The sequence below is a fragment of the Bacillus sp. FSL M7-1020 genome, from assembly GCF_038050415.1.
Classification (GTDB): Bacteria; Bacillota; Bacilli; order Bacillales; family Bacillaceae_G; genus Bacillus_A; species Bacillus_A toyonensis.
Window position 1 is genome coordinate 3,315,711 of the sequence record NZ_JBBOTW010000001.1, and the last position, 13,111, is coordinate 3,328,821.

A 13,111-nucleotide genomic window follows, 5' to 3' on the forward strand; every position below is an offset into this window, starting at 1 on the left:
AAGTTAGGCGGGGGATAACTGCCCGTAAATGCCCGATTGGTGTGGGCTGATAATCAGCGGAGGATGAACACCCCCCCACTGATTAAAGTTTCACTTTATCCACTCAACACATATTATTATTCCCGTCCTTCTTACAAATGCCTATTTTCAGAAAAATTTGCTATAATATAAGAAATAATTAAGGTGGTGGGACTATGGAGACAACGGAATTCCATGATACAATACAAGCCTTTTCTATTTTTTTATTGAATAAAGGCCGAAAAACCTCAACCATTAAACGTTATGTTTATGACATTGAAGATTTCGGACATTGGTTAGAAAAAAACAAAAAGCTCCCTTCCAGTAATATATGGGCTACACTTTGTACAAAAGACTACGAAGATTACTTTTCCGACTTAAAAACGAATCGAAACTACTCAGAAAAGACGATGCATCGTGTATTTATTGTACTAAATAGAATGAATCATTTCCTAAACATCCCTAATCCATTAAAGAATATGGAAATTTCCATTCAACCAGATCGCGCACTACGAAATGAAGATTTTATTTCATCTAATGAAGAAAAAAAATTAAAGCGTATCGTCACTTCATTGGAAGGACTATCAGAAAAACAACGTCCTGTACGACCTTTATTGATGGATCGTAATATCACTATTTTAAACCTATTAATTGACTATGGTTTATCCCTACAAGAGCTTACAGCATTAACTATGTATCATGTTCACTTTGAAACTAATACATTATCTATCCCAGCAACCGCAGGAGTAGAAAGAACGATTACATTAACAAAAGAAGACAAAAAGCAATTATACACATACTACAAAAGCATCCCTGAACCCGTTCGTCCAAAATACCATAGTAATGACCCACTGTTTGTCGCATTCGATTTTAACCGCGGAACATACAGATGGGTATACGAAAATGATTCACCGAAGGGATTAACAGAAATCGCTATCCAAAAAATGATTCGCCTTGAAGTAGCTAGAGCTAATTTACGCAAAGGAATCTCAGGGCAACACTTTCGTAACACCTATATTTTAAACTTAATAAAAAAAGAAACGCCGGAATCAGAAATTATAAAACTAGCTGGATTCAAATCAAAAGTTTCACTAAAACGATATTATAAATACGCAGAAAATAGAAAAAACGCCTTATTGTAAGGCGTTTTTTCTATTTTTTCTTTAAACAAACGATTTTATTATGACCATTTAACTAATTTTTGCATCTACTATGATGAGTTTCATTCACATTCTCATTAGAAAGGAGCGATTTAATGTCTCGTTATGACGACAGTCAAAACAAATTCTCCAAACCATGCTTTCCAAGTAGTGCCGGACGAATCTCAAACACACCATCCATCCCAATTTCTAAAGCACAAATTAGAACATTTCGAGCGATTATTAACGATTTAATTAAAATAATTCCAAAACTTTTCGCTAATCCATCCCCTAAAAACATCGAAGATTTAATTGATACATTAAACCTACTAAGTAAGTTCATCTGTTCGCTAGACGCTACTTCCTCCCTGAAAGCGCAAGGATTAGCTATTATAAAAAACTTAATAACTATATTAAGAAATCCAACCTTCGTAGCAAGTGCTGTATTTGTTGAACTCCAAATTTTAATTAATTATTTACTTTACATTACAAAGTTATTCCGAATCGATCATTGTACACTCCAAGAACTCCTTAAATTAATTGCAGAGTTACAAACTACTCTAGTTAATTCAGCTTCGTTCGGCAGAGGGCCTACTGGACCTCGAGGTAACACGGGCTCTACCGGTGCTACTGGACCTACTGGACCTCGAGGTAACACGGGCGCTACCGGTGCCACGGGCGCTACTGGACCTCAAGGTGTTCAAGGTAACACTGGGGCTACTGGGGCTACCGGTGCCACGGGACCTCAAGGTGCTCAAGGTAACACGGGTGCCACGGGTGCTACTGGACCTCAAGGTAACACAGGGGCTACTGGCGCTACTGGTGCCACTGGACCTCAAGGTGTTCAAGGTAACACTGGTGCCACGGGTGCTACTGGACCTCAAGGTAACACAGGGGCTACTGGCGCTACTGGTGCCACTGGACCTCAAGGTATTCAAGGTAACACGGGTGCCACGGGTGCTACTGGACCTCAAGGTGTTCAAGGTAACACAGGGGCTACTGGTGCCACGGGCGCTACCGGTGCCACTGGCGCTACTGGACCTCAAGGTGTTCAAGGTAACACAGGGGCCACGGGTGCTACTGGACCTCAAGGTGTTCAAGGTAACACAGGGGCCACGGGTGCTACTGGACCTCAAGGTGTTCAAGGTAACACAGGGGCTACTGGTGCCACTGGCGCTACTGGACCTCAAGGCGTTCAAGGTAACACAGGGGCCACGGGTGCTACTGGACCTCAAGGTGTTCAAGGTAACACAGGGGCTACTGGTGCCACTGGCGCTACTGGACCTCAAGGCGTTCAAGGTAACACAGGGGCTACTGGTGCCACTGGTGCTACTGGACCTCAAGGTGTTCAAGGTAACACAGGGGCTACTGGTGCCACTGGCGCTACTGGACCTCAAGGCGTTCAAGGTAACACAGGTGCTACTGGGGCTACTGGGGCTACTGGGGCTACTGGGGCTACCGGTGCCACTGGCGCTACTGGACCTCAAGGTGTTCAAGGTAACACAGGTGCCACGGGTGCTACTGGACCTCAAGGTGTTCAAGGTAACACAGGGGCTACTGGTGCCACTGGCGCTACTGGACCTCAAGGCGTTCAAGGTAACACAGGTGCTACTGGTGCTACTGGTGCCACTGGCGCTACTGGACCTCAAGGTGTTCAAGGTAACACAGGTGCCACGGGTGCTACTGGACCTCAAGGTAACACAGGTGCTACTGGTGCCACTGGCGCTACTGGACCTCAAGGCGTTCAAGGTAACACAGGTGCTACTGGTGCCACTGGCGCTACTGGACCTCAAGGTGTTCAAGGTAACACAGGTGCCACGGGTGCTACTGGACCTCAAGGTAACACAGGTGCTACTGGCGCTACTGGTGCCACTGGACCTCAAGGTAACACAGGTGCTACTGGCGCTACTGGTGCCACTGGACCTCAAGGTAACACAGGTGCTACTGGCGCTACTGGTGCCACTGGACCTCAAGGTAACACAGGTGCTACTGGCGCTACTGGTGCCACTGGACCTCAAGGTAACACAGGTGCTACTGGCGCTACTGGTGCCACTGGACCTCAAGGTAACACAGGTGCTACTGGCGCTACTGGTGCCACTGGACCTCAAGGTAACACAGGTGCTACTGGCGCTACTGGTATAGGAGTCTACTGGCGCTACTGGTGCCACTGGACCTCAAGGTAACACAGGTGCTACTGGCGCTACTGGTATAGGAGTTACCGGACCTACTGGACCTACTGGACCTCAAGGTGTTCAAGGTAACACGGGGGCTACCGGACCTCAAGGTGCTCAAGGTAACACAGGCGCTACCGGACCTCAAGGTGCTCAAGGTAACACAGGCGCTACCGGGCCTCAAGGTATTCAAGGTAACACGGGTGCTACTGGTGCCACGGGGCCTCAAGGCGCTCAAGGTAACACAGGCGCTACTGGCGCTACCGGACCTCAAGGCGTTCAAGGTAACACGGGCGCTACTGGACCTCAAGGCGCTCAAGGTAACACAGGCGCTACTGGCGCTACCGGACCTCAAGGCGTTCAAGGTAACACAGGTGCTACTGGTGCTACCGGACCTCAAGGCGTTCAAGGTAACACAGGTGCTACTGGTGCTACCGGACCTCAAGGTGTTCAAGGTATCCAAGGACCAACGGGTGCCACTGGCGCTACTGGTATAGGAGTTACTGGACCAACCGGACCTTCTGGCGGACCTACTGGGCCTACTGGACCTACTGGACCTAGCTTCCCTGTAGCAACAATTGTTGTAACAAATAACATTCAACAAACAGTACTGCAATTTAATAACTTTATTTTTAGTACTGCAATTAACGTAAACAATATGATCTTTAACGGCACAAATACAGTTACTGTTATTAACGCTGGCATTTATGTAATTAGCGTATCCATCGCTACAACTGCGCCAGGATGTGCTCCACTTGGAGTAGGAATTTCAATTAATGGAGCAGTCGCAACTGACAACTTCTCTTCAAGTTTAATAGGTGACTCACTTTCATTTACTACAATTGAAACGTTAGCAGCTGGTGCAAACATCTCTGTCCAATCTACTCTTAACGAGATTACGATCCCTGCAACAGGAAATACTAACATTCGCCTTACTGTATTTAGAATCGCTTAAATTTCACTATGTATTGTTTATGACAAATAAAAAAAGAGCGAGAAACTCGCTCTTTTTTTGTTATGTACAATAATTCATTACTACTCTAATTCAATCGAAACATTTTTTTGTGGTACGAATGTAGAAATTGCATGTTTATAAATAAGCTGTTGCTTACCTTCTGTTTCCAGTAGGACTGTAAAATTATCAAATCCTTTAATTAATCCACGAAGCTGGAAACCATTTAATAAGTACAGCGTAACAAACGTATTTTCTTTACGGAGTTGATTTAAAAACTGATCTTGAATATTGATTGATTGCTTCATGTCGAATCCTCCTCTTTTTCTCTACTTACTATTATTCGACTTTAGTTGTAACTTTCCTTCTATGTATCGTAAAATTTCTGACGTTTTTTCACCATCTGTAACATCAAACCATGTGACATCCATTTTATTACGGAACCACGTTAATTGACGTTTTGCATAACGACGTGAATTCGTCTTTAATTGTGATACCGCTTCTTCTAAAGAGACACGATTCTCAAAATAATCATATACCTCTTTATACCCAATCGCTTGAATAGATTGACAATCTCTTATCCCACGATTATACAGCCCTTCTACTTCCTCTAATAAACCTTGTTCCATCATTAAATCCACTCGTAAGTTAATGCGATCGTATAGCATTTCTCGATCCATTGTCAAGCCAATTAATGAAACATCATATAATAACTCGTTTTCTTGTTTTTCGAGTTGATCACTCATTTTTTCGCCCGTCGTGTGGAAAATTTCTAACGCCCGAATGACACGACGCACATTATTAGCATGAATACGCTCCGCGCTTTCTGGATCTACTTCTTGCAATTTTTCATGTACATATTCCACACCACGTTCTTGAGCTAGCTTTTCCATTTGCTCTCGGTATATAGCATCACCAGCATCATCTGTAAACTGATAATCGAATAAAACTGATTGTATATAAAGACCGGTTCCACCAACAATAATCGGTAATTTACCCCGCTCTGTAATTTCTCGAATATGTTTACGAACACGTTCTTGAAATTCTGCGACAGAAAATGAATCTTCCGGATCTTTTATATCGACCATATAATGTGGAATTCCGTCCATCTCTTCTTTTGTCACCTTTGCTGTTCCAATGTCCATCGTGCGATAAATCTGCATGGAATCTCCACTTATAATTTCACCATTCAACGCTTTGGCAAGGTCAATACTTAACTTCGTCTTTCCAACAGCAGTTGGTCCAATGATGACAGCAACCTTTTCGCGTTGCATTTCTCCCATATCATTCAACTCTCTTTATGTAATATACTCCATCTATTGATTATATCCAATCTTAACAATTTTAACGGTACGATTGCAAGTTCTTTCATTCTGGTACATGAAATTTCATATAAAAAAGAACATAGTTTGTCCAATTCTGCATACACATGATAAAAATAGCTTTGAGAGGATGAGTTGACTATGAAACAATCTACCATCAATTTTTCATCTTTAACAAAAGACCTTATTTTAGCCACTGCTACAAAAGAACAAAACTGTTCACAAGAAGAATTATACTTCGCTCTAAATTGTTTGCTACGTTCTTTTCATTCTATGCTCCAAGAAACAACATTACATCCAGAAAATAAAAATACAGAGTATATGCAGACTCAATTTTGCAGTGCATATAAAATTCTTACAGGTACAACTATTTATCCCTTTCAATAATCCATAAAAAGCGGTTGCTTGAAAATATGTAAGCAACCGCTTTTTAAATTAATACATATACACTATTGTATAACTTTCACTTTTACAGACTTACGGCCCCAGCTATTAGCACTACCATCTGAGCCCACTAATACATCAATACGATTTCCTTTAATAGCACCACCAGTATCTCCAGCAATCGCTTCTCCATATCCTTCTACCCATACTTTCGATCCAAGTGGAATTACCTTTGGATCAACAGCAATTACTTTCATATTTGGATTCGCTGTTAAATCATGCCCCATTGCAGTTAATACACGACCACCATACGTACCATTCTCACTTGGATTTGCTGTATACGCCGTCGCTTCTACTGTTATTTCACGTCCACCAGCAGGGGCACTTGTTTGAGTAGATTTCGCAACTTGTTTCGTAGTTGACTGCTGTTTTACCACAGGTTTATTTGATTCTACATTCTTAACAGACTCTTTGCTCTTAACTGCTTTATTATTTTTAACCGGCGTATTTACTCTTTCCGGCACTTCTTCTTGCGTTACAACTTCTTTCTTTTCAATTACCGGTGCCGTCCCTGTTAAAAATGGCACGTGAACATATGCAACTTTTCCATTGTAGTCGAATTGTAACCATTCATTTTGAACTTGATTTGTCGTTTCAATCAAATCATTTTTATTAAATTTACCAAGAATTTCAGAGTCAGTATTCGCTCCAGCACGAATATTTAATACATTCGCAGTTACATAATACGTACTTTTAGTAAATTCAGCACTTACAAATGCTTCTTTACCGTCTAATTTAATTTTCGACCATCCGTTTTCTGTATTTATAACATCTAATTTATTTCCACTTAACATTTTACCTACAAGCTTTGACTCTACATTTGGGTTTTCTCTCACATTTAATACGTCTGTTGTTACAATCGTTTCTGCTTTCGCAGAACCTGCAAAAATTCCAAGACCAAAAACTGCCGCTGTTGCTATACCTAATAATTTTTTCATGAATAGCCTCCATTTGCTTTGTTTTCGTATTTTCATTATAGCAACAGATTTTTTAGTTTTTTAGAAATCACACAATTACAAAGCATTCGTAATATACGATTAACGAGTTGTAACATAAATTTCCATATTAATAAAATGCCTTTTCAATAGAAACCCCAATATTTTTCATATATTTTCCACATACAAGCATGAAAATTTTTTTCCAAAAAAAATTACAGTATTACTGTTTTGTTACAAAAAAACCATATTCCATTACATCTTTACCATAAAACATCATTCTCCAATTATTAATCTCTTTTTTTGTAATAAAAAAGAGTAACTTATAGTAGCTACTCCTTTTTCATTTGTTATTTAACTTTCTTTTTCCAAATTCCCATCATAAGAGCAGAAATAGCTGTCCCTACTAGTATAGAGAAAATATATAGCAACGGTTTATTTACTAATGCTATAACAAATAACCCACCATGTGGTGCCGGTAATGTAATTTGGAATAACATAGATAACGCACCTGCAATACTTGAACCAACAACACAACTTACAATTACTCGAATCGGATCTGCAGCTGCAAATGGAATTGCACCTTCTGTAATAAACGATGCTCCCATAATATAATTTGTTAAACCAGATTTACGTTCCGCTTCTGTAAACTTTGTTTTAAAGAATGTAGTTGCAAATGCAATTGCAAGTGGCGGTACCATACCACCAGCCATAACAGCAGAGTGAACTCCAAAGTTCTGCGCTTCTATTGCAGCAATACCAAATGTAAATGCGGCTTTATTAATTGGACCACCCATATCGATTGCCATCATACCACCTAAAATAAGACCTAGTAATATAGCATTTGTACCGTTCAAACCATTTAACCATCCTGTTAACATTTCATTCAATGCTACTACAGGTGGATTTACTACTTTTTGCATTACAACTCCTGTAATTAACAATCCAAAGACTGGATATAACAAAACAGGTTTAATTCCTTCTAACTGCGCTGGTAATCCTGAAAATAATCTTTTCAATCCTAAAACAACATATCCAGCTAAGAAACCAGCAATTAATCCACCTAAAAACCCAGCATTCGCATGTGCCGCTAAAAATCCTCCGACAACACCAGGCATAAAACCAGGACGATCAGCAATAGAACTCGCAATAAATCCAGCTAAAATTGGTACAAGGAATAAAAACGCCCCTGTTTTTCCTCCACCAATAGACATGAACAATTCAGCTAATGGACCTTCCGCCTTTATACCACCAAACGAAAACGCTAGCGCTATTAAAATTCCACCGCCAACAACAAACGGAAGCATATTACTTACACCGCTCATTAAATGCTTATAAATTCCTAATCCTTTTTCCTTCTCTATACTCTCTGACTTCCCATTCTCTTTTACACCTTTAAAGATTGGTGCATCTTGTTTGACAGCTCGATTAAGAAGCTTTTCCGTTTTTCTAATCCCATCAGCTACTGGCACTTGAATGACATGTTTTCCAGCAAAACGATTCACTTCTACTTGTTTATCTGCCGCAACGATAATGGCCGTTGCACGTTCAATGTCCTCTTTCGTTAAACCGTTTTTTATACCTGTTGATCCGTTCGTTTCAACTTTAATCGCAATCCCTAACTCTGCCGCTTTCGCTTTCAAACTATCAGCAGCCATATATGTGTGAGCGATTCCAGTCGGACAAGCTGTAACAGCTAATACGTATGGTTCATCCCCTTCTGGTTTCGCTACTTCAACTTCTTCTTCTTTTTCATTCTCTTTTTCATCAAATAAGCGAAGAAGCTCCTCTTCATCCTTCGCTTCTAATAATTGCTTGCGAAAGCCTTCATCCATTAATAATGTAGAAAGACGGGACAACGTTTCTAAATGTGTATTATTCGCTCCTTCACTTGCAGCAATCATAAAGAATAAATGTGCAGGCTGTCCGTCAAGCGATTCATAATTGATACCGCTTACACTTCTACCAAAACAAATCGCCGGTTGCTTAACAGCCTTCGTCTTCGCATGAGGTATGGCAATGCCTTCCCCAATTCCAGTCGTACTTTGGGACTCCCGCTTTAAAATAGCTTCTTTAAATTCCGTTTTACTATTTAAACGATTTGCCCCACTTAATTTCTCAACTAATTCATCTATGACAGCTTCTTTATTTGAAGCTGTCAAATTCATAATGACTGTATCCCTTTTTAATAGTTCTGTAATTTTCATATGTTACTTCCCCCTATCGCTTAACTACAATTACTTGCGACAATAATTCTTCTACTTTTTCCTTTTTACATAAATCTGCCGAAAATGCTGTTGCACTCCCTGTTGCAACGCCATATTGGAATGCCTTTTCAATTTCTTTTGTCTGTTCGTATTTACCTACAAATCCAGCAACGAGAGAATCTCCTGCCCCAACTGAATTAATAACAACACCTTTTGGAACAGTTGCTTCATATATACCTTCTGCCGTAAATAATAAAGCTCCATCTCCGGCCATTGATACAATAACGTTCTCTACACCTTGTTCGACTAATTTTCTTCCATACGGTAAAATCTCTTCTACCGTTGAAAGCTCCACTCCAAATAACTCACCAAGTTCATGATGATTTGGCTTTATTAAAAATGGCTTATTTTTAATTACATGTTGCAGTGCACTTCCACTTGCATCTACTACTACACGAATACCTTTTTCAGCTCCAAACGCAGCAATTGATTCATAAAAGGTATTTTGAATAGAAGCCGGTATACTTCCAGCAAGTACAACACAATCTTCACGTTGCATACTTTCAATTTTTTTCACCAATTGTCCAAACTGTTCTTTTGTCACAATAGGACCTTGTCCATTTAATTCTGTTTCTTCTTCCCCTTTTATTTTTACATTAATTCTAGTATCTTCATCTACTTGGACGAAATTTGTTGTTACACCTTCATCATGTAATACATCTTGAATAAACTGACCAGTAAATCCACCAGTAAATCCAAGTGCAACATTTTCAACACCTAAACGATGAAGAACGCGAGAAACATTAATCCCTTTTCCTCCAGGGAACTTCATATCTTTCTCTGCCCGATTTACTGTGCCTAAATCGAAAGAATTAACTTGTACTACATAATCAATAGATGGGTTTAAAGTAACTGTATAGATCATTGTTTATCAGCCTCAATTACATTGGTTTGTCTTTTATATTTTTCTAAATCAATTTCTAAATGGTTTGTAATAATATTTGCATCTTCAACATTGGCAATTTTCGCAAACGCAACTTCTGAAAACTTACTTTCATCAATTAAGAAATACCCTTCGTTCGCTAATGTTAATGCCATTTGTTTTAAAAGCGCTTCTTCTGGATCTGGTGTTGTAAAACCAAACTGTTCATGTACGCCATTCGCTCCTAAAAAACATTTATCAAAGCGATACTTCTGCATACTTTCCTGTGCCATCGCACCAATTAAAGCCTTCGTCCTACTCTTCATCATTCCGCCTAGTAAATACGCACGAATATTATTTTCAACTAAAGCTTCAATATGCATAAGTCCATTCGTCACGACAGTAACATCTTTATTTATTAGAAATGGAATCATTTCAAATGTTGTACTTCCTGCATCTAAATAAATACAATCCCCTTGTTCCACAATAGTAGCTGCATACTTAGCAATTTGATGTTTTATTTGAATGTTTTTGGATGATTTTTCAGTCATCGTTGGCTCCTGTCCCTTTGCTGTTAAAACAGAGGCACCACCATGAACTCTTTTTAATAACCTTTGTTTTTCTAATTGTGCTAAATCACGACGAATTGTTGATTCAGAGCTTTCTGTTCTTTCAACTAATTGCTGTAATTTAACTACTTTCTGTTCTTTTACAAGTTGCAATATCATTTGATGACGTTCAGGAGTTAACATTTTACTCACCTCTTCTTTGATTACAGTATAATGAAAACGATCACAAAAATCAACCATATACATTCATAAATAATCAAAAACAATCAAAAACAGTTATAGACAACAAAAAAGAAACCCATTTGATTGTTATATCAAATGGGTTTCTTTTCTCGATTCACTTATAAAGAAGCTTTATATATGTTTAAAACATCATCTTTATTTAATTTTTTAAAGTTACCAAATTCACCATAAGCCATCGCTTTATCCGCCATTAAATCAATTTCATTTTCTCCAATAGTATAATCAGATAATGCTACTGGCGCCTCAATTGAAGTCCAAAATTGACGCAGTGCCTCAATTCCTTCTAACGCCACTTCTTTATCTGTTTTGCCATCTGTTTCTATATCAAATACACGAATAGCGAACTGTTTAAAACGACTTACATTTTCATCTATAACATGCTTCATCCAATTCGGGAATAGAATTGCAAGGCCGCCGCCGTGTGGTATGTCATGAACAGCAGAAACTGCATGCTCAATATTATGAGTTGCCCAGTCTCCTTTTACTCCCATTGCTAAAATGCCGTTTAACGCCATAGTACCGCAATATAAAATTGTTTCCCTATGCTCATAATTTTCTAGATCACTTAAAAGCTTAGGAGCTGTTTCAATTACTGTTCTTAAAACAGATTCACAATAACGATCTTGTAGTTCTGTATTTGTTCCATGATGGAAATATTGCTCTAATACGTGTGACATAATATCTACCATACCGTAAATTGTTTGATCTTTCGGTACAGACGCAGTATGAACTGGATCTAAGATTGAAAACTGCGGGAAAGTAACCGGGCTACCCCAGCCGTATTTTTCATTCGTTTCCCAGTTTGTAATTACCGAGCCTGCATTCATTTCAGATCCTGTTGCTGCAAGAGTAAGTACAGTACCAAATGGTAATGCCTCGCTAGCAAATGCTTTTTTCGTTACAATATCCCATACATCTCCATCGTACTTACTACCAGCGGCAATCGCTTTCGTACAGTCGATTACACTTCCTCCACCAACTGCTAAAATAAATTCGACACCATTTTCTTTACAAATTTGAATCCCTTTTTTTACTGTTGATACACGAGGATTCGGTTCAACACCAGTCAATTCAAATACTTCCGCATTTATATCTTTTAAAATAGAAATTACATTATCATATATACCGTTTCTTTTAATGCTGCCTCCTCCATATACGAGAAGAACTTTTTTACCGAACTGTGGAATTTCAGTTTTTAACTGCTCTAATTGTCCTTTACCGAAAATAAGTTTTGTCGGATTACGAAATACAAAATTTTGCATATCTTTTTACCATCCCTTCTATTTAAAAAGCAACTATACTTTTGTATACCATATTTTTTTCATTTCACAAAAATATTTGCTTAACAAAAAAATCCCAGCCTTTAGGGCTGAGATTTTTTATTGATAATAAGGTGAGATCATTAAGTAAACAATAACACCAGATAGACTTACATATAGCCAAATTGGCATCGTCCATCGTACAATTTTACGGTGACGTGTTAATTGATTCGTAAAACCAAATACAAGTGCGAACAATGCAAGTGGTACAATAATTGCCGCAAGGATAATATGTGTAATTAAAATGATGAAGTACACATATTTAATAAATCCTTCCCCGCCAAAATGTGTTGCTGGCGCCAAGTAATGATACGATAAATACGAAACACAGAATAGCAAAGTCGTCGTGAATGCCGCAAGAATGAAACCACGGTGCATTTTCACATTCTTTTTAATAATAGAGTATAAAGCTGCTAATAAGAATACGAACGTAAAGCTATTAAAAATTGCATTTAACATTGGTAAAATCGTTACATCAAAATGTACTTCTCCTTCATAGCCAACAGGTCCAAAGAACAAAAATAAAATAATCGCATTTACAATTACAGAAAGCGTTATCACAATAGGAGCATAGCTTTTCTGATTTGTTGATTGATCCACCAAAATGGTCACTCCCTCTTCCTTCAAATATGTATACGTAACCTCACTATTTTAACATATTATTCACAGTGTAAATGTGACAATAGTTTGACACAGTAAGACAAGACAAAGAAAAAAATCCTTCTTAATAAAACTTCTTAAGAAGGATTTTATCGCTTTATTATTCAAATAGCAATGCAATTAGTTTTTGTTAAAAAACGTATTGCTATATGCTTGAAAAATTTCAGATACTTGATATCCCATTAATGAAATTGCTGTTAATGAAAAGAA

13 protein-coding genes are annotated in these 13,111 nt (G+C 38.7%); 5 read left to right on the plus strand and 8 right to left on the minus strand.

The annotated features are described in order from the left end of the window. The first annotated feature begins 194 nt into the window (after positions 1-194). The 4 genes from MHB70_RS16805 to MHB70_RS16820 all read left to right on the plus strand — a co-directional run bounded on the left by MHB70_RS16805 (position 195) and on the right by MHB70_RS16820 (position 4,283). Entirely contained in the window at positions 195-1,160 is a 966-nt protein-coding gene (locus tag MHB70_RS16805) for a tyrosine-type recombinase/integrase (protein WP_000450335.1), read from the plus strand. A gap of 113 nt (positions 1,161-1,273) precedes the next feature. Then, positions 1,274-3,340 carry a collagen-like repeat preface domain-containing protein gene (locus MHB70_RS16810; protein ID WP_341343690.1) on the plus strand — a complete coding sequence of 689 codons (2,067 nt, stop codon included), beginning with the start codon at positions 1,274-1,276 and terminating at the stop codon, positions 3,338-3,340. A gap of 65 nt (positions 3,341-3,405) precedes the next feature. Continuing rightward, positions 3,406-3,825 (plus strand): hypothetical protein, encoded by a 420-nt coding sequence (locus MHB70_RS16815; RefSeq protein WP_341343691.1) that lies wholly within the window; start codon positions 3,406-3,408, stop codon positions 3,823-3,825. 113 nt (positions 3,826-3,938) lie between these two features. Beyond that, positions 3,939-4,283 (plus strand): Gly-Xaa-Xaa repeat protein, encoded by a 345-nt coding sequence (locus MHB70_RS16820; protein ID WP_234392459.1) that lies wholly within the window; start codon positions 3,939-3,941, stop codon positions 4,281-4,283. 80 nt (positions 4,284-4,363) lie between these two features. Here MHB70_RS16820 and hfq read toward each other — a convergent pair whose 3' ends face one another. Together hfq and miaA are read right to left on the minus strand one after the other, a co-directional pair. Further along, entirely contained in the window at positions 4,364-4,588 is a 225-nt protein-coding gene (gene hfq / locus MHB70_RS16825; protein ID WP_000813896.1) for an RNA chaperone Hfq, read from the minus strand. 21 nt (positions 4,589-4,609) lie between these two features. Next, a complete protein-coding gene (gene miaA, locus MHB70_RS16830) occupies positions 4,610-5,563 on the minus strand; it encodes a tRNA (adenosine(37)-N6)-dimethylallyltransferase MiaA (protein ID WP_000504365.1) in 954 nt (317 codons plus the stop codon). A 180-nt stretch (positions 5,564-5,743) separates the two neighbouring features. Between miaA and MHB70_RS16835 the strand changes: the two genes are divergently transcribed. Beyond that, on the plus strand, positions 5,744-5,989 hold the full coding sequence (locus MHB70_RS16835) for a hypothetical protein (protein ID WP_000814417.1): 246 nt from the start codon (positions 5,744-5,746) through the stop codon (positions 5,987-5,989). Between the two features lie 62 nt (positions 5,990-6,051). On the opposite strand, the gene entD is transcribed toward MHB70_RS16835, so the two are convergent. The 6 genes from entD to MHB70_RS16865 form a co-directional block, all read right to left on the minus strand. Continuing rightward, positions 6,052-6,984, minus strand: coding sequence for a cell wall-binding protein EntD (entD, locus tag MHB70_RS16840; protein ID WP_000734608.1), 933 nt, complete (start codon positions 6,982-6,984; stop codon positions 6,052-6,054). A 347-nt stretch (positions 6,985-7,331) separates the two neighbouring features. After that, on the minus strand, positions 7,332-9,188 hold the full coding sequence (locus MHB70_RS16845) for a PTS fructose transporter subunit IIABC (RefSeq protein WP_000704651.1): 1,857 nt from the start codon (positions 9,186-9,188) through the stop codon (positions 7,332-7,334). Positions 9,189-9,201: 13 nt separating this feature from the next. Further along, the gene (gene pfkB, locus MHB70_RS16850) at positions 9,202-10,113 is read right to left on the minus strand and encodes a 1-phosphofructokinase (protein WP_061529794.1); all 912 of its coding nucleotides are present in this window, start codon (positions 10,111-10,113) and stop codon (positions 9,202-9,204) included. Beyond that, positions 10,110-10,862, minus strand: coding sequence for a DeoR/GlpR family DNA-binding transcription regulator (locus MHB70_RS16855; RefSeq protein WP_000957291.1), 753 nt, complete (start codon positions 10,860-10,862; stop codon positions 10,110-10,112). Before MHB70_RS16855 ends, pfkB begins: the two co-directional genes overlap by 4 nt. Before the next feature lie 158 nt (positions 10,863-11,020). After that, positions 11,021-12,184, minus strand: a complete 1,164-nt coding sequence (locus MHB70_RS16860) for an iron-containing alcohol dehydrogenase (RefSeq protein WP_001179084.1) — start codon at positions 12,182-12,184, stop codon at positions 11,021-11,023. A 117-nt stretch (positions 12,185-12,301) separates the two neighbouring features. Next, positions 12,302-12,844 carry a DUF420 domain-containing protein gene (locus MHB70_RS16865; protein WP_000228316.1) on the minus strand — a complete coding sequence of 181 codons (543 nt, stop codon included), beginning with the start codon at positions 12,842-12,844 and terminating at the stop codon, positions 12,302-12,304. Positions 12,845-13,111: the final 267 nt, after the last annotated feature.